At 69.8% G+C, this 15,999-nt stretch carries 20 protein-coding genes, 1 tRNA gene and 1 pseudogene; 9 read left to right on the forward strand and 13 right to left on the reverse strand.

Annotated elements, in window-relative coordinates; genetic code table 11:
- The 4 genes from AXK60_RS09635 to AXK60_RS26905 form a co-directional block, all read right to left on the reverse strand.
- Positions 1–323, reverse strand: a 323-nt coding sequence (locus AXK60_RS09635) for a helix-turn-helix domain-containing protein (protein WP_139057851.1), incomplete at its 3' end; no start/stop codon positions are given.
- Positions 324–516: 193 nt separating this feature from the next.
- Positions 517–966, reverse strand: coding sequence for a hypothetical protein (locus tag AXK60_RS09640; RefSeq protein ID WP_068570940.1), 450 nt, complete (start codon positions 964–966; stop codon positions 517–519).
- On the reverse strand, positions 963–1,130 hold the full coding sequence (locus AXK60_RS26900) for a hypothetical protein (RefSeq protein ID WP_175399976.1): 168 nt from the start codon (positions 1,128–1,130) through the stop codon (positions 963–965). The genes AXK60_RS09640 and AXK60_RS26900 overlap by 4 nt, the downstream gene beginning before the upstream one ends.
- A 194-nt stretch (positions 1,131–1,324) precedes the next feature.
- Positions 1,325–1,492 (reverse strand): hypothetical protein, encoded by a 168-nt coding sequence (locus AXK60_RS26905; RefSeq protein ID WP_175399977.1) that lies wholly within the window; start codon positions 1,490–1,492, stop codon positions 1,325–1,327.
- Between the two features lie 127 nt (positions 1,493–1,619).
- Between AXK60_RS26905 and AXK60_RS09645 the strand changes: the two genes are divergently transcribed.
- Both AXK60_RS09645 and AXK60_RS09650 read left to right on the forward strand, forming a co-directional pair.
- Positions 1,620–2,255 carry a helix-turn-helix domain-containing protein gene (locus AXK60_RS09645; protein ID WP_175399978.1) on the forward strand — a complete coding sequence of 212 codons (636 nt, stop codon included), beginning with the start codon at positions 1,620–1,622 and terminating at the stop codon, positions 2,253–2,255.
- Positions 2,248–3,408, forward strand: coding sequence for a tyrosine-type recombinase/integrase (locus tag AXK60_RS09650; RefSeq protein ID WP_068570942.1), 1,161 nt, complete (start codon positions 2,248–2,250; stop codon positions 3,406–3,408). The genes AXK60_RS09645 and AXK60_RS09650 overlap by 8 nt, the downstream gene beginning before the upstream one ends.
- Before the next feature lie 52 nt (positions 3,409–3,460).
- Here AXK60_RS09650 and AXK60_RS09655 read toward each other — a convergent pair.
- A tRNA-Thr gene (locus AXK60_RS09655) sits at positions 3,461–3,535 on the reverse strand.
- Between the two features lie 41 nt (positions 3,536–3,576).
- On the opposite strand from AXK60_RS09655, the gene AXK60_RS09660 reads away from it, so the two are divergent.
- On the forward strand, positions 3,577–4,455 hold the full coding sequence (locus tag AXK60_RS09660; RefSeq protein ID WP_068570943.1) for a crotonase/enoyl-CoA hydratase family protein: 879 nt from the start codon (positions 3,577–3,579) through the stop codon (positions 4,453–4,455).
- A gap of 86 nt (positions 4,456–4,541) precedes the next feature.
- Here AXK60_RS09660 and AXK60_RS27795 read toward each other — a convergent pair whose 3' ends face one another.
- Complete coding sequence (locus tag AXK60_RS27795) at positions 4,542–4,676, reverse strand: hypothetical protein (protein ID WP_280512884.1); 135 nt, start codon at positions 4,674–4,676, stop codon at positions 4,542–4,544.
- Here AXK60_RS27795 and AXK60_RS09665 point away from each other — a divergent pair.
- Both AXK60_RS09665 and AXK60_RS09670 read left to right on the forward strand, forming a co-directional pair.
- The gene (locus AXK60_RS09665; RefSeq protein WP_068570944.1) at positions 4,675–5,085 is read left to right on the forward strand and encodes a VOC family protein; all 411 of its coding nucleotides are present in this window, start codon (positions 4,675–4,677) and stop codon (positions 5,083–5,085) included. The genes AXK60_RS27795 and AXK60_RS09665 overlap by 2 nt on opposite strands.
- Before the next feature lie 10 nt (positions 5,086–5,095).
- Entirely contained in the window at positions 5,096–5,584 is a 489-nt protein-coding gene (locus AXK60_RS09670; RefSeq protein WP_068570945.1) for a GNAT family N-acetyltransferase, read from the forward strand.
- Here the strand turns inward: AXK60_RS09670 and AXK60_RS09675 are convergent.
- From AXK60_RS09675 to AXK60_RS09695, 5 genes are read right to left on the reverse strand one after another with little or no spacing between them, the layout of a single operon-like run.
- Complete coding sequence (locus tag AXK60_RS09675; RefSeq protein ID WP_068570946.1) at positions 5,565–6,032, reverse strand: hypothetical protein; 468 nt, start codon at positions 6,030–6,032, stop codon at positions 5,565–5,567. The two genes, AXK60_RS09670 and AXK60_RS09675, sit on opposite strands and share 20 nt — an antisense overlap.
- On the reverse strand, positions 6,029–7,135 hold the full coding sequence (locus AXK60_RS09680; RefSeq protein ID WP_068570947.1) for a molybdopterin-dependent oxidoreductase: 1,107 nt from the start codon (positions 7,133–7,135) through the stop codon (positions 6,029–6,031). Before AXK60_RS09680 ends, AXK60_RS09675 begins: the two co-directional genes overlap by 4 nt.
- Entirely contained in the window at positions 7,132–7,758 is a 627-nt protein-coding gene (locus AXK60_RS09685) for a class I SAM-dependent methyltransferase (RefSeq protein ID WP_231855498.1), read from the reverse strand. Before AXK60_RS09685 ends, AXK60_RS09680 begins: the two co-directional genes overlap by 4 nt.
- Positions 7,755–8,432, reverse strand: coding sequence for a TIGR04282 family arsenosugar biosynthesis glycosyltransferase (locus AXK60_RS09690; RefSeq protein ID WP_068570948.1), 678 nt, complete (start codon positions 8,430–8,432; stop codon positions 7,755–7,757). The genes AXK60_RS09685 and AXK60_RS09690 overlap by 4 nt, the downstream gene beginning before the upstream one ends.
- Positions 8,429–9,094: a glycosyltransferase family 2 protein gene (locus tag AXK60_RS09695; protein ID WP_068570949.1), complete on the reverse strand. Its 666-nt coding sequence runs from the start codon at positions 9,092–9,094 to the stop codon at positions 8,429–8,431. Before AXK60_RS09695 ends, AXK60_RS09690 begins: the two co-directional genes overlap by 4 nt.
- 124 nt (positions 9,095–9,218) lie before the next feature.
- Between AXK60_RS09695 and AXK60_RS09700 the strand changes: the two genes are divergently transcribed.
- The 3 genes from AXK60_RS09700 to AXK60_RS09710 are packed head-to-tail and all read left to right on the forward strand — an operon-like array spanning position 9,219 to position 12,358.
- Entirely contained in the window at positions 9,219–10,613 is a 1,395-nt protein-coding gene (locus AXK60_RS09700) for a hypothetical protein (RefSeq protein ID WP_231855499.1), read from the forward strand.
- 19 nt (positions 10,614–10,632) lie between these two features.
- Positions 10,633–11,334 carry a response regulator transcription factor gene (locus tag AXK60_RS09705; protein WP_244881080.1) on the forward strand — a complete coding sequence of 234 codons (702 nt, stop codon included), beginning with the start codon at positions 10,633–10,635 and terminating at the stop codon, positions 11,332–11,334.
- On the forward strand, positions 11,327–12,358 hold the full coding sequence (locus AXK60_RS09710; protein ID WP_068570950.1) for a sensor histidine kinase: 1,032 nt from the start codon (positions 11,327–11,329) through the stop codon (positions 12,356–12,358). Before AXK60_RS09705 ends, AXK60_RS09710 begins: the two co-directional genes overlap by 8 nt.
- On the opposite strand, the gene AXK60_RS09715 is transcribed toward AXK60_RS09710, so the two are convergent.
- The gene (locus AXK60_RS09715) at positions 12,339–13,370 is read right to left on the reverse strand and encodes an NAD-dependent epimerase/dehydratase family protein (RefSeq protein ID WP_068570951.1); all 1,032 of its coding nucleotides are present in this window, start codon (positions 13,368–13,370) and stop codon (positions 12,339–12,341) included. The genes AXK60_RS09710 and AXK60_RS09715 overlap by 20 nt on opposite strands.
- 1,046 nt (positions 13,371–14,416) lie before the next feature.
- Between AXK60_RS09715 and AXK60_RS09720 the strand changes: the two are divergent.
- A pseudogene (locus AXK60_RS09720) lies at positions 14,417–15,669 on the forward strand (IS256 family transposase).
- Positions 15,670–15,780: 111 nt separating this feature from the next.
- Here AXK60_RS09720 and AXK60_RS09725 read toward each other — a convergent pair.
- A partial coding sequence (locus tag AXK60_RS09725; RefSeq protein WP_139057853.1) for an IS3 family transposase occupies positions 15,781–15,999 on the reverse strand: 219 nt, incomplete at its 5' end.

Below are 15,999 nucleotides of genomic sequence, written 5' to 3' on the forward strand. Positions count from 1 at the left end.
CACTGCGGGCACACCGGGCGCAGGCCACGGTCCCGGATCTGCCGGGTCAGCGACGAATACGACTGCTTGAACCGCATCTCGACGAGTTCGTCGAACAGGGTCTGCGCCCACAGATGCGGGTCCTCGAGCAAGCGGCTGGTGACGTACTCGGCGAACGGCTCGAACGGGTCCTCGTCCCGGTGGCGGACACCCGGCTCGGTGACCCCGTTGAGATAGTTGCGGACGGTCTTACGGTCCCGTCCCAGATGACGGGCGATCGCTGAGATCGTCCACCCCTGCTTGCGCAGAGCATGTGCTTCCACGGTCTCTCCTTGTGTGAGCATGAACGAGCGGGGCCTCCCTCGAAGGGCTGGTGCGTGGTCAGAGACCACCAGCATCACGGGGAGGCCCCGCCCATTACTTGGCGGGTGCACACAAGTGGGGAGATTCAGTTAGCAGAACTGGGGAGAATCAACGAGCGCAGTCACCGGTACCCCGACCGCTCCCCACGGTCGGGGGCGGCCGGGGTGCTACCCGTCAAGAGACCTTCTCGTCGAGGATGTCGGCGTCGAGGAACGCCACCACCGCGTTGACTGCTGCGGCGAACTCGCGCCAGTCTTCGGGGCTGCCGAAGCGGGCATTGAACGGCAAGAAGTCGGTGCGCTGGATCCAAAGCTCTCGCACGGTTACCTCGCCCGGCTCGCGGTCGAGGATCGCTACGACCTCGATGGGGCTGCCTTCGTCGTCCTCCACGGTGAGGCGGGCACCAACATCCCAGCCCTCTAGCTGGCCGAGGTTCACGGTGGGCGTGGCGGGGGTCGTGGCGGTAGTCTTCATGGTGTCCTGCTCCTTGGTTGGGGTGTGGTCGTTGGCCCTGGATCCGTTGCCGGCAAGCTGGTGATCCAGGGCTTTCGCGTGCAGTAGGGGTGTGTGGTCGGCGTCGGGGTTGAGTCCCAGATCGCAATGGGATTCCTGGGGGTAGTTCATGTGCCCTCGATTCGGTGGGCGAGCTTCCGTAGGTAGTTGCTGGCTGCGTACAGGTCGCAGGCGGTGGCACGCGGGTTGTCGAGATACAGGTTGTCCAGGTCGATGAGGCCGGAGCGCATGATGTCGATCTGGTTCTGGATCGATCCGAACGATTCGAGGAACATCTCCTCGCTCGTGCGTTTGAACTGTCGTCGCCCGCCCGCGTGGGGCACTGGGGTTCGGTGTTCGGGTTGCCCTGCCTCGCCCGCTGGGGGCGCTGAGGTCCAGGCTTCGGATTCTCGGTCTGCGTTGCGTGACGCCTTGTTGCCGGTGGGGTCGCGGCCGGCGACTTCCTGCTTGGCACGGTGCGCTTGAAGCACTACGCCGCTGCCTCAAGCCGTGCCACATAGTCCGCGATCTGCTTGTCAGTGCTGAACCGGCGGGAACGGATCGTCACCGAGGCCAACTCGCCGGTCTTCCATAGCGCGAACACGGTCGATCGGCTCACGCCGCCGAGCTGACCGCTCACGCCCTTCCAGTCATTCATACCTACTCCATGTTCCTATGGCGAACAGATGATGGAATCTATCTGGTGTTTGTTCGCGTTTGAACGGTAGCACGGGCGTGTTCGCTAGCGCCAGCACGATCATGGAGAGTTGTGACAGAATGTGCCTGTGGCGAACAAAACTGAAGGCAAGGCTGAGACGTGGGGCGACCAGATCGGCGCCCGACTAGGAGTCGGCGTGAAGCGAGCGCGGATCGCACAAGGGCTCACCGCCGAGCAACTGTCAAAGCGCACCGATGAGCTGGGTTACAGGATTCCACGGGTGACCATCTCGAAGATTGAGAACAACATCCGCGGAGGTCGCACCGACATTGCCGAGATCTCGATACTTGCAGTGGCACTAGGGGTGTCGCCGCTGGTCCTCGTGTACCCCGACCTTGATGACACGCCCGTCCAGTTGTATCCCGGGGTTGAGTGGCCGGGGATCAGCGCCGCCCTGTGGGCTACCGGTTCGCACTTCGCGAGCGGCCCTGTGCCACCGAATTATGCGGCCCACGCTTACGTCACGACAGCCTTCGAAGTGGACAGGCTGAGGACGGATCTGGATCTTACGACCAGTCTCCTAGGGAAGCTGAGCGGGAAGTCTGAGCCGGACCGCGTGCGCGACACTATGAGACGGCAGGAGCAGATTCACGATCTCCTCAAGGAACGAGAACGCGATCTAGCGGAGCTGCGGGAGAGTTGGGTGTCGGGACCTAAGGGCTACGCGCTGGAATCCTCGCTCGTCGAGGCGACCGATGGCTAGGCTCCCGCGGGGCATCACGAAGGTGGCGGTCGCGAACCGGCGCACCGGGAAGCTGGAGGGCCGGTGGCGGGTGAAGCTCAACCCCGTCGACGCGGCCGGTGAACGCCACCAGGTCAACCGGTCGTTCACCACCGAGCGGGAGGCACGGGCCTTCCACTCCGAGACGCTGGGCGCGATGCAGGCCGGCACCTACGTCGCGGTCTCCAAGCGCACCGTCGAGCAAGCGTGCAAGGCGTGGCTGCAGTCCCGCCACAACCTGAAGGCGACCACACGGACCGGGTACGCGACAGCGCTGCAGCCCGTCCGGGACCGGTACGGCTCGACGCGACTGCAGGCACTCACCAAGGATGACTTGGACTCGCTGGTGACCGACCTCCGGGCTGGGGAAGTCGAGGGGCGCAGACGGGCGTTCAAGGCCAGGACGGTGAACAAGATGCTCCGCGTGCTCGAGCAGGTCATCGACTCCGAGCTGAAGCAGGGCAACGTCGTGCGCAACGTCGCGGCGTTGGTCGAGCGCATCGCGGTCGACGATGCCACCGAGTACCGGACGCTGACCGAGGCGGAGATGCTGCGCGTGCTCGATCACCAGTGCCGGGAGCAGCATCTGTGGACCCTGGCGCTGTACGGGCTGAGGCGGGGCGAGATTGCGGGCCTGCGGTGGGAGAACGTCGACCTGAAGGCCGGCACGGTGACGATCTCCGAGGCCCGGGTGTACGCGGGCCCGGACCTCGGCGTCGTGGTCGAGACCCCGAAATCGAAGCGTTCGCGCCGCACCCTGCCGATGCCGCCGGACGTGGTGAAGGCGCTGAAGGCTGCACGTCGCGCTCAGCGGGCCGAGAAGGTCGCGCTGGGCCCGGCGTACGCGGGCGGGGAGTACGTGGCCTGTGACGAAGCTGGGCGGCCGTACGACCCCACCTGGATCTCGGACGCCTGGGACCGGATGCTGAAGAAGCTGAAGATCGACCGCGTGCGTCTCCACGACGCGCGGCACACCTGCGGCACGCTGATGCATCTGCAGGGCGTGCCGATCGCGGTGATCTCGGCGTGGCTCGGGCACAGCTCGGCGGCATTCACGCTGGCCACGTACGTGCACAGCCAGGACGACGCCCTGAAGGCAGCGGGGCAGAGTTTGCGACCAGTTGAGGCAATCTGAGGCACTAAGCCTCGGCTGAGGCGCTTCGCGGGTGCCGAAACCGCCTCTGAACTGGAGCCCCCCGTCGGGATTGAACCGACGACCTTCGCTTTACAAGAGCGGTGCTCTACCACTGAGCTAGGGAGGCGTGGCCCTGAGGCCGACGGCACACAGCATATCGTGACCAGCATGAGTGACTCCTTCGAGACCATCAGCTGGACCATCGACGACGACGGCATCGCCACGCTGGTGCTGGACCGCCCGGATCAGCTCAACGCCTTCAGCGTGACGATGGCCCGCGAGCTGACCGAGTTCTTCGAGGTGCACGCCCACAGTGACGAGATCCGCGCCGTCGTCGTCACCGGCGCCGGCCGTGCCTTCTGCGCCGGGATGGACCTCACCGGAGAGGGCAATGTCTTCGGCCTCGACGAGTCGGTCCGGCCGACGCCCGAGGAGTTCGCCGCGCACTACGACGAGGAGCCCTACAACACCGGCGTCCGCGACACCGGCGGCAAGCTCACGCTCGCGATCCACTCGCTGCCCAAGCCGGTCATCGCCGCGATCAACGGCCCGGCTGTCGGCATCGGCGCGACCATGACGCTGGCGATGGACACCCGCCTGGCCTCGACCAAGGCCCGCATCGGCTTCGTCTTCGGCCGCCTCGGCATCGTCATGGAGGCGTGCTCGAGCTGGTTCCTGCCGCGCATCGTCGGCCCCGCGCAGGCCCTGGAGTGGGTCTACTCCGCCGACATCCTCACCGCTGAACAGGCCCGCGAGGGTCGCCTGGTCCGCAGCCTCCACGAGCCCGACGAGCTCGTCCCCGCCGCGCAGGAGCTCGCCCGCTCGTGGGTGAAGGGCCGCTCCGCCGCGGGCGTCGCGATCAACAAGCAGCTGATCTACCGGGGCCTGGGCGCCGCGAAGCCGCTGGACCAGCACCTGATGGATTCGCTCGGCATGTACTACACGTCGATCGGCGACGGTAAGGAGGGCGTGGCGGCCTTCCTCGAGAAGCGCGATCCGGAGTTCACCGCGAAGGCCTCCGAGCTGCCCCGCATCGTCGCGGACTGACCCGCTCGACGGTGCCCCCCACGCCGGAGCGCTCCACACCGCTCGGGGGACGTGGGGGCGTTCCGCGGCCCCTGTCATCCTGACCATCACGGCCAGCCGGAGCCGACGGTGGCCGTCACGGTCACGATGACAGTGCCGCCGGATCGACGTGCACCGGCACCGGTCCCCGCGCCGTCGGTAGTGCCCTGTCCGCGCCGGCCACGGCCTACGCTGGAATCCATGGCACCTCCCCGCTTCCGGCAAGTGGTCCTCGACGCCGCGGACGCCCGACGGTCCGCGGAGTTCTACCGTGAGCTCCTCGACCTGGCCTATGTCCCTGGCGACGAGCCGCGCGAGGGCGTCCCGGACGACGATTTCCTCGTCCTGACCGGGCCCGACGGTCGGCGCCTGCTCGCGTTCCAGACGGTGCCCGCCTTCGCCCGCTCCACCTGGCCCGCGATGGACGTGCCGCAGCAGCTGCACCTCGACCTCGCGGTCCGCGACCGCGACGAGATGCAGGAGCACCACCGCCGGGTCCTGGAGTTGGGCGGCACCCTCGTCGAGGACCGGTTCGACGATCCGGTCGAGGCGCTCCGCGTCTACGCCGACCTCGACGGCCACCCGTTCTGCATCTTCGTCGCCGAGCAATAAGCTGAACCCCATGGAGATCCGCGACGCGCAACCGTCCGACCTGCCGGCGATCCTCGTCATCCACAACGACGCCGTGGAGAACTCGACGGCGATCTGGACCGAGGAGAAGGCCGACCTCGCCGAGCGCGAGGCGTGGCTGTCCGAGCGCCGGGGCGCCGGGTTCCCCGTCCTCGTCGCCATCGTCGACGGTGAGCTGGGCGGATACGCCTCGTACGGACCCTTCCGCGCGAAGAGCGGGTACAAGCACACCGTCGAGAACTCGGTGTACGTGGCGGACGGCTTCTACCGGCGCGGCATCGCCGAGGCCCTGATGAAGGCGCTCATCGAGCGCGCCGAGCAGTCCGACGTGCACGTCGTCGTCGCGGCGATCGAGGAGTCGAACCACGCCTCGGTCGCTCTGCACCGCAAGCTCGGCTTCCGGGTCACGGGCCAGATGCCGCAGGTGGGCTACAAGTTCGGTCGCTGGATGGACCTGGTGCTCATGCAGAAGATCCTCTGACGGCACGCACCACCCCGGACAGCACGACGGCCAGCGCGATCGCGACGAGCAGCGTGATGGTCGCCACCCCGTAGGGCTGGTCCAGCACCGTCGGGTTCAGCGCGCCCTTCCCGGGCGGGCGTGGCAGGGCCACGGCGGCGGCGAGTGCCGACACCGTCGCCGCGGCCAGCGCGCCGCACAGCGCCCCCGGCCACCACGCGGGCGGCAGCACCCGCAGTGCGGCGTGCCCGGCGAGCAGGCAGAGCGGCGCGAACACCCCGTCGTGCGCGACGAGGATCGCGACCGCCCACAGCGCCGCAGACAGCAGGTCGCGCGGCGGCAGGTCCGTCAATCGCAGTGCGCCGTAGACGATCAGGCCCACGCCCGCCGCAACGAGCAGGGCCCGCAGTACCGTCACCGCTGTCCCTGCGCGTCCCGTGCCCGACGGTTCCGTGCCCACCTCCGTCATGCCGCTCCGATCCTCGACACCCACTTGGTCTGATGCACGCCGGGCCGCGCCGCGGCGATCAGCCGGCACGGGTAGCCGTGGTCGAGGTCCAGAACCTCGCCGTTGAGTTGCAGTGCGAGCAGCGAGGTCTCGTCGCGCACCTTCGCGGCCGCCATCGTCGATTGGGCGTACAGGCCGAGCTCCCTCGACGCGAACCGCAGGTCGGCACCGTCGAGCCCGGCGAGCGCGGCGAGGTCCGCGACGCGCACCCCGGTCCACCAGGCGTACTGCGTCCAGCCCTCCACGCAGGCGATGGGCAGCCGGACGGTGTGCTGCGGGAGGGCCCGCAGCTCGGCGAGCGTGAGCTCGACCTTCCGCGGGCCGTCGAGCATGAGCCGGAAGTCCGGCGAGCGAACGTGTTCCACCACGCCGGCGGCCGCGGCGGTACGGTTGACCGGCATGCTCTGCGGCCCTCGACCGGACCGCGGCGCGAGCACGCCCAGCCGGTGCAGCCCCGGGATCGACTGGCTCCCGACGGTGACCACCGCCAGCCCGGCTGCGGCGAATCCGGCGGTGAGGACGGTGCGCCGGGACACGCCGGGCACCCACGCCGCCTCCGTGCTGCCGCGCCGGAATGCCGCGATCACCAGCGGCAGCTTGATCGCGAGGTGGATCGAGACCGCGCCGAGCACCACGAAGGCCATCGCGTAGTGCGCCGCCGGGAAGAAGAACTTCCACGCGTACCACTGCGCGATGTTCAGGAGGCCGGTGAACAGCTGGAAGAGCGTCGACGCCACCAATGCGAAGGTCGCGATGCGCTCGAGGAGCCGCGGCAGCGACCCGATGATGGGTCGCTCGAACAACTTCGGGTAAACGGCCGCCAGTTTCAGCAGCACCAGCGGGATCGCGGCCACACCCGATGTGATGTGCACGCCCTGCGTGAGCTGGTAGACCCAGATCGGCGAGCGCGGCTCCACGAACCACGAGGGCGGGTGCTGCAGCCAGTGACTGAACAACCCCGTCGAGAAGCACACGATGATGCACACACCGAGCATCGCGCCGAGCCGGGCCGCCACCGCGGGGCGGCGGAGCGCGGGCGGGCCGGTGGGCGACGGTGCGGTCACCGGACCAGCTCCGCGCACCGTCGGCCGGAGTGGTCCAGCCACCGCGCGAGCCGCAACCCCGCGGTGGCGGCGAGATCGTCGAGAGCGTCGGATCCCACACGCGCCCAGGGGAACCAGACGGACGTGCCGCCCGCTGCCCGCACGCGGATCGCCTCCCGGAGTACGCCGCGGGTCGCGGGCTCGACCTCCACGACGACGGTGCCGCCGGGTTCCACCAGTGAGGCCGCGCGGCGCAGTAGTCGTGCGGGGTCACCGCCGATGCCGATGTTGCCGTCGAGCAGGATCGCGTGCGACCAGCGTCCTTCGCCGGGGAGCGGGGCGAACACGTCGCGCCGCAACGCGGCGGCACCTCGCTCCCGGGTGAGACGTACGGCATGCGGTGAATCATCCACGCCCAGTGCGGGAATGCCCCGTCGAAGCAGCAGGTCGACGATGCGGCCGGGGCCGCAGCCCAGGTCCACCGTCGGGCCGTGGCACCAGTCGAGCACGACGGTGAGGAGCGACTCGTCGGCGTGCTCGTGCCCGAGCCAGCGCGCGACGGGCAGCCGCCGCACCTCGCCTCCGGCGGTCTGCAGCTCGCCGTCGCGGCCCGCCATCACGGCGTCCCAGTGCGCCGCGGTCACGCGCTCCGCTCCCGCTCGGGGAGAAGGGTTTCCGCAGTTCGGCGGAACCACGAGTCCGGTGCGCATGCGGCGGCCACCGCACGGACGTCGTCGGGCCGATCCACGTCGCGCAGCTCGGGCAGTTCGCGCGGGTCGAGCCCGGCGTCGGCGAGCGCCCGCCGGGTGGACGAGCCCGTCGATGCGGTCGACATCGGGACGTCCAGCAGACAGGCCAGACGGTCCGCCGCACCCTCCGGCACGCCGAGCGCCCACCACCCGCCGTCCTCGGCGGGGCCGAGTGCGGCGGACCGTCGGGATGCTTCGAGGCCGAGCGCCAGCAGGTCGGGCCGGACCTGCGGGGTGTCCATGCCGATCTGCAGGACGGGACCGTCGCCGAGCTCGGCGGCGCGGTGGTGCGCCGCGATCAGCCGCTCGGCGAGCCCGCCCTCCGTCTGCCCGAAGACCTCACAGCGGACGAGCAGCTCGCGCAGTCCGGCACCGTCGACGGCGTCCTCGAGCCTCCCGCCGAGCGCCACCGCGCACCGGGCGCCGGGCACGGCGAGCGCCGCGGTCACGGTGTCGCGGAGCGCGGCGGCGGCCAGTCGGGCCGCGTCATCAGCACTGTACGTGCAGGTCAGTCGGGTCTTGACCAGTCCGGGGACGGGCGCCTTGGCGACCACCAGCACGGTGCTCATCGCGCCGCCCGCAGGAAGTCGACGGTGGCTCGGACCGTGCCGCGCACCGACCCGGAGACCTTGGAGCGCCCACCCGTGCGAGGGCCGTAGCGGACCGGCCGCTCGACCACTCGCCAGCCGGCCGCGCCGGCGCGCGCGAGCAGTTCGACGGGGTAGCCCGAGCGACGATCCTCGACGCCGAGTCCCAGCACGGCGTCGCGGCGCACGGCGCGCATCGGGCCGATGTCGTGCAGGGGCAGCCCGTACCTCCGGCGCAGACGCGCGGCGACGAGCGCCGACCCCATCCGGGCGTGCCACGGCCAGACGCCGGGGGAGGCGGGGCGGCGCCGCCCGACGGCGAGGTCCGCGCCCGCGCGCACCGCGGCGACCAGGGACGGGAGCTCGCGGGGGTCCATCGAGCCGTCACCGTCGACGGTGCAGACGAGCGCCGAGCGCGCCGCGCTGACCCCGGCGTGGACGGCGCTGCCGTATCCGGGACGCGGCTCGACGATCACCTCGGCGCCCGCCCGACGCGCCACCTCGGCGGTCCCGTCGGTGGAGCCGTTGTCGACCACCAGAGCGATGAAACCGGCAGGGAGGGAAGCGATCACAGGTCCGATCGACGAGGCCTCGTCGCGGCACGGGATCACGACGGTGACCGTGTCCGGCTCGATGTCTGTCATGTCTTTCACGCTAGGAAGGACGTGCCGTCCGGGCCAGGCGTTCGCGATGACGAAAGTGTGACGGTGCGCCGTCACATGCCGTTCGGGCTGTCGGTGGCGCGGTTGCGTCGATACCGTCGATGCCATGCCGAGTGAACCGGTCGCGTCCAGCGGTGCCGCGTGTCGCACGTCCCGCGGTCCTGCTCGCGGCGACCTGGCGTGGGCCGCGGGCGCGGTGCTGCTCGTCGCGGCGGCGATGATCGTCCCGCACCTGTTCGACGTCGGGTTCCGCATGCGCCTGGTCGCGGAGTCCGCGCCGCTGTTCGGGAAGTTCCGCCTGCACACCGGTCCCGGCACCGTGCCCGCCCTGGTCATCGCGTTCGCGGTCGTACTGTGGGGCCCCGCGCTGGCCCGCCGCCTGCCCTTCGGCCGGCTCGTCGCGCTCTCCTCGGTGGTGCTGTTCGCATGGGCGCTGAGCCTGGGCACCATCGCGGGGTGGCAGCGCCTCGCGACCAAGCTGAGCGGCTACGACCAGTACCTGCACGAGGTGCCCGGGGCGAGCGCGCACGTCGGGGCGGCCGTCCGGGACTTCGCCCGCCGCATCCCCGACTACCAGCCCGACTCGTGGACGGTGCACGTCTCGGGTCACCCGCCGGGGGCGCTGCTGACCTTCGTCGGGCTGGACCGGATCGGCCTGGGCGGCGGCACCTGGGCCGCACTGTTCTGCACGGCCGCGGGCGCCTCGGCCGCGGCGGCGGTCCTGCTCACGGTCCGCACGCTGGGCACGGAGGAGATCGCCCGGTGCAGCGCGCCCTTCCTGGCCCTGTTCCCGGGCGCGCTGTGGCTAGCACCGTCGGGCGACGCCTACTTCGCCGGCACGGCCGCCTGGGGGATCGCGGCGCTGGCGGTCGCGGCGGTCTCCCGCGGCCGGCGCGCGGCGGCCTTCGGCGTGCTCGCGGGCCTGATCCTGGGGTGGTCGGTCTTCCTCAACTACGGCCTGGTCCTCATGGGCCTGATGGCGGTGACGGTGCTGCTCATCGCCCGGAACCCCCGCCCGCTGTTCACCGCGGTCCCCGCGGCCCTGGCGGTGGTCGGGCTGTTCGCGCTCGCCGGCTTCTGGTGGCTGGACGGCTACCACGGCGTGGTGCTGCGCTACTACCAGGGCATCGCCTCCTTCCGGCCCTTCGTCTACTGGGGCTGGGCGAACCTCGCCGCCGCGGCGTGCGCGTTCGGCGTCGCGGGCGCCGCCGCGATCGGCCGGGTGCCGGGGTTGCTGAGGCACATCCGCCGCCCCCTGCTGGGGACCCCGGCGGCACTCATCGGCCTCGTCGCGGGCGCCGCGCTGATGGTGCTCGCCGCGGACCTGTCCGCGCTCAGCAAGGCGGAGGTCGAGCGGATCTGGTTGCCGTTCACCGTGTGGATCGCGGCCGGAGCGGGAATGCTCTGGTACGGAAGGGGTGACGCGACCGCGCGGGCCTGGCTCGCGGCCCAGGCGGTGGGCGCGCTGCTCGTGGCCCACACGGTGCTGATCTACCAGTGAAGGATGGAGGGAGCAGGGCGTGAACGACGAACGGTACGTGCTCATCGCCGACGACGACCCGCTGGTCAGCGACGTCGTGCGCCGCTATCTCGAGCGGGACGGCCTGCTCACGTCCGTCGTCGCCGACGGTGCCGCGGCCGCCGAGCACCTCGCCGCCGGCCGGGTGCGCCTCGCGGTGCTCGACGTGATGATGCCCGGCCCGGACGGCATCGAGCTGTGCCGCCGGGTGCGCGGTGGGGAGGCCGGCGCACCGTCGGACCTGCCCCTGATCCTGCTCACCGCGCTCGGGGAGGAGGACGACCGGGTGACGGGCCTCGCCGCGGGCGCCGACGACTACGTCACCAAGCCCTTCAGCCCCCGTGAGCTGGCGCTGCGCGTCGCGTCGGTACTGCGCCGCGCGCACCGGGAACCGACGGCCGCGGTCAGCGAGGGCGCGGTCACCGTCGACACCGCGGCGTGTGTCGCGACGGTGCACGGCAGAGTCGTGTCGACGACGCGTCGCGAGTTCGACCTCCTCGCGCATTTCCTCGCCCACCCCGGCGAGGTGTTCAGCCGCGAGGACCTGCTGGAGCAGGTCTGGGGGTGGCAGTTCGGCGACCTGTCGACGGTGACGGTCCACGTGAAACGTCTGCGCGCCAAGCTCGGCGAGGAGCACCGGATCGAGACGGTGTGGGGCCGCGGCTACCGCTGGGGCGCCGGTGAGGAGGACGACGATGCCTGACGTGCTGAAGATCGCGCTGCTGGCGCTGCTGTGGTCGGCGCCGGTGGTGCTGGCCGGGGCGCTCGTGCTGTGGCGCGCGCGGCGCATGTCGCTGCAGATGTCGATGGTGATCCTCGTGCTGATCCCGGTCCTCGCGGTGCTGTCCGGCGTGATCGGGGTGAGCGGCTTCATGTTCACCGCGGACTTCACCCGGACGGTGACGGTGCTCGGTGCGGTCCTCGTGGTCGCGGTGCCCGCGGCGGTCGCGCTGGGCCGGTTCCAGGCCCGACGTACGGTGTGGGAGCGGCAGATCCGTGAGCAGGAGCGGGCGGCAGAGGCGGCGCGCCGCGAGCTCGTCGCGTGGGTGAGCCACGACCTGCGGACGCCGCTCGCCGGGATCCGCGCCATGTCGGAGGCGCTCCGCGACGCGGTGGTCACCGACCCCGACGACGTGACCGAGTTCGCGGACCGGATCGACCGGGAAACCGTACGGCTCTCGGCCATGGTGGACGACCTGTTCGAGATGTCCCGGATCCATTCCGGTGCGCTCACTCTGGACCTCGAGACGATCGACGTGCGGGAGGTCGCGGACGAGGTCCGTGCGGGCCTGGCGCAGGTCGCGGCGCGGGCGCAGGTGGCACTGGAACTCGATGCGCCCGAACCGGTCCCGGCGCCGGTCGGGGTGTCGGCGCTCGCCCGGATCCTGCGTAATCTCGTGCTCAACGCCCTCGCCCACACGCCGGCGGGCGGCACGGTGACGATCGCCGTCGGCCGCGACGGCGACGACGTGGTGCTCCGCGTGGACGACACGGGTACCGGCATCGCCGACGTCGACCTGGAGCGGATCTTCGACCTCGCCTACCGCGGCACCGCGCACCGCTCGCCCGTGAACACCGACGGCCTCCCGGTGGGCACCGGGATGGGCCTGGCCATCGCGCGGGGTCTCGTCGACGTGCACGGGGGCACCGTCGTCGCGGCGAACCTGCGGCGCGGCGCCCGGTTCGAGGTGCGGCTACCCGGCGGGCTCAGCGCAGGGGAGCGGTAGCGAACTCGGCCAGGCCCCGCGCGGGCCGGATCGCCGCCGTGAATCCGAGTTCCGCTGCGGCGCGGGCGGGGTCGGCCACGATGTGCCGCACGTCGGGGGCGCGGAACTCGCCCGTCACCACGGGTTCCGGGGCGCCGGCGTCCTCGCGGGCGAGGATCCGCGCGACCTCCCCGATGGTGACCGGGACGCCCGAACACACGTTGTACGTTCTGAAGGGTTCCCGCGGATCGGCCTGCAGCGCCAGGAGGTTCGCCCGGGCCACGTCGCGCACGTGCACGAAGTCCCGGGTCTGCCGGCCGTCCTCGAAGACCCGCGGCGCACGCCCGGCGGCCAGTGCGGAGCGGAAGATCGACGCGACCCCCGCGTACGGGGTGTCGCGCGGCATCCGCGGTCCGTACACGTTGTGGTAGCGCAGCGCGATCACCGAGCCGCCGGTCGCCCGCGCCCACGCGACGGCGTAGAACTCCTGCGCCGCTTTGGAAGCCGCGTACAGGCCGTTGGGGGCGATCGGCGCATCCTCGCCCGTCAGGGCCCACCGCGCGACGGTGCCGTCGGGCAGGATCCGCTCGAACCGTCCGGCCCGCAGATCGTCGACGGTGCGCGGCAGCGGCCTCGCGGGACGGCCGGCGGTGTCGACGAAGGCACCGTCGCCGTAGACGACCATCGACGAGGCCAGGACGAGGCGACGGCAGCCCGCCCGGTCCATCGCCGCGAGCAGTTCCGCGGTGCCCAGGTCGTTGTTGGTGGCGAACAGCGGAGCGTCCGCGGCGTCCACACCGGCGCCGACCGCGGCGGCCTGGTGGCAGACGACGTCCACCCCGCGCAGCGCGTCGTCGAGGCCCTGCGCGTCGAGGAGGTCGAGCCGCCGCACGCCGTCGGGGGTGGTGTCCGTGTCGTGCGCCTGGGGGAGCATCGTGTCGATGCCGACGACCTCGTGCTCGCCGCGCTCGTCGAGCAGGTCCGCGATGTGCGAGCCGATGAACCCGGCGGCGCCGGTGAGGAGTACGCGCATGGGTCCATGGTGACCGGTGCCCCGTGGGCGCATCGAGTTCCGGGCTTGCCGTCACCGACTCGTCACAGACACTGGCATACCTGTTGGGCGCCGAGCGCATGATTCGATTTCATTAACTTCCGGTACGAGGGTGTCATTTAGGTGATGCCGCTGCGAACGGACATCTCGAGGAGTACCTTGCTATTGCAAGGAATGAGGTGAAGGAATGGCGTGCGGTACGAACTGTAGCGGGGCCCACGGGTCGAAATGCGTGTGCTCCTGCACGGGGGCGAATCATGGCTTCGCGTTGATTGGGGATGCGACGCTGCTTGCGACGTGGATTGAGGCCTCGCTCGATGGCTTGAAACTGTCCGAAGGTTCCGCGCAATACGGAGCGGAACAAGGCGTGGCGGGCCAGTCCGCTCGCGAGTTCATGCGAAGTGTCAGAAGGAAATTATCTGAGCAGCGAGAATCTGAGATTCCCCTCATGCTCACTGATGCGGTGCGCGATACGCTGAACACTCAGAAATCGGCATGGATAACCTTGAATGATCGCCTACAATTGGTATCCCCGGTTCACGTCGCCTCGCCCGAGCTCAAGAGGAGCGCGCCTGGATTCAATCTGCAAGAGGTCGATGCGCTCGTGTACTACGTTCGGCAGGTCTGCACGGTTGAGGAACTTGCAGGCGTGTACGGCGACGACAGAAACGCTGCGACGGGAGCGTCCCGGCAATCTGTGGAATCGGAAGGAACTCGTCGAGGGTCGCGGGCACGGGTGAGGCGGGCGCTGGCGAAAGACCTCAGTGACGCGGTCTCTCAGTGTGGCCGGGATGTGCGTGAGTATGCCAAGAATGCGGAGAAGGAGGCTAGGGAACTCAAGTCCGAACTGCGGGTTCCAGCGAGCGAAGTTCGAGCCGTTGGGTAAGTCCCTTGGGGTGGTGGGGTTTCAGGACCAGGGCTGAGGTGGCCTGACCACTCGCGTGCGGCGTGTCGCTGCGCGGGTGGGCCATCGTGTGGTGGTCAATGAGTTACCGACCAAAGTGACTCACAGAAGGACACACCACACGATGACCCAGGACCATTCTGCCGTGCGCGCCCGCCTTGATGAGCTCAAGGCCGCCGATCCGCAGGCGATGTTCGCCGAGCTGCTGCGCGCGGGGCTGCAGGAACTGATCGAGGCGGAGTTGACCGCCACCCTCGGCGCGGGCCGGTACGAACGCGCCACGGATCGCACGACGCACCGCAACGGGCACCGCCCGAAGACACTCTCGACCCCGGCCGGCGATGTGGATGTGCAGATCCCCAAGCTGCGGGCCGGCTCGTTCTTCCCGTGCCTGATCGAACGACGCCGCCGGATCGACCAAGCGTTGCATGCGGTGATCATGGAGGCTTACGTGCACGGCGTGTCCACCCGCAACGTCGATGACCTGGTCAAAGCCCTCGGCGTCGATACCGGAATCTCCAAGTCGGAGGTCTCGCGGATCTGCCAGGGCCTCGACACCGAGATCGCCCGGTTCCGCGAACGCACGCTCATGCACACCAGCTTCCCGTACGTGTTCCTCGACGCCACGTTCTGCAAGGTGAGGATCGGTGCGCACGTGGTGTCCCAGGCGCTGGTGGTCGCGATCGGTGTGTCGATGGAAGGCACCCGCGAGGTGCTGGGCACTGCGGTCGGTGACAGCGAATCCTTTGAGTTCTGGAGCGAGTTCCTGCGTCACCTCAAAGCTCGGGGCCTGACGGGGGTGCACCTGGTCACCAGCGATGCCCATGCTGGTTTGAAAAAGGCTGTGTCCGAGCAGTTCACCGGATCGGCATGGCAGCGATGCCGGGTGCACTTCATGCGTAACGTCGGCGCGAAAGTCACCGCGAAGCAGATGCCGCCGGTGATGCCGCGCTCAAGACGATCTTCGCGCACAAAGAACCCGACGACATCGCCGCCCAGTGGGACGCTGTGGTCGACTCCTTCGAGGTCAGCTGCCCCCGCGTCGCCGATCTGATGCGCGAGGCGAAAGAGGACGTGCTGGCGTTCCTGGCGTTCCCGCCGGCGCACTGGCAGAAGATCTGGTCCAACAATCCGATCGAGCGGCTGAACAAGGAGATCAAACGCCGCGCTGACGTCGTGGAGATCTTCCCCAACGCAGCCTCATTCCTGCGCCTGGCGACCGCCGTGGTGATCGAGCAGCACGACGAATGGCAAGTCACCCGCCGCTATGTCTCCGACGTCTCCATGGACGACCTGCGGGCTGTCATCGCCGCCAAAGCGCACGCCGACAACGACACTCACCCCACGCCCATTGCCGCACCGGTAGCGATCAGCTAACGTCAACCACGACTCGTTGATCACCTACACGGCCTGATCCGAAGTCCACCACTCCCAGGGACGCTGTCGAGCCGTTCGGGACTGCTGCACCGATAGGTGACAGTTTCGGTGTCATGCCGCAAATGCGGCTGTGTTGATGATCGTCTCGTATTCGATCGGGGTCAACCGGCCGAGGCGGGCTTGCCGGCGTCGGCGGTGGTAGGTCCGTTCGATCCAGGTGACGATCGCGATCCGCAGTTGCTCGCGGGTGGCCCATCGTTGCCGGTCGAGGACGTTGCGCTGCAGTAGCGCGAAGAATGATTCCATCGCTGCGTTGTCGCCGGCTGCGCC

The sequence above is a fragment of the Tsukamurella pseudospumae genome, from assembly GCF_001575195.1.
GTDB lineage: Bacteria > Actinomycetota > Actinomycetes > Mycobacteriales > Mycobacteriaceae > Tsukamurella > Tsukamurella pseudospumae.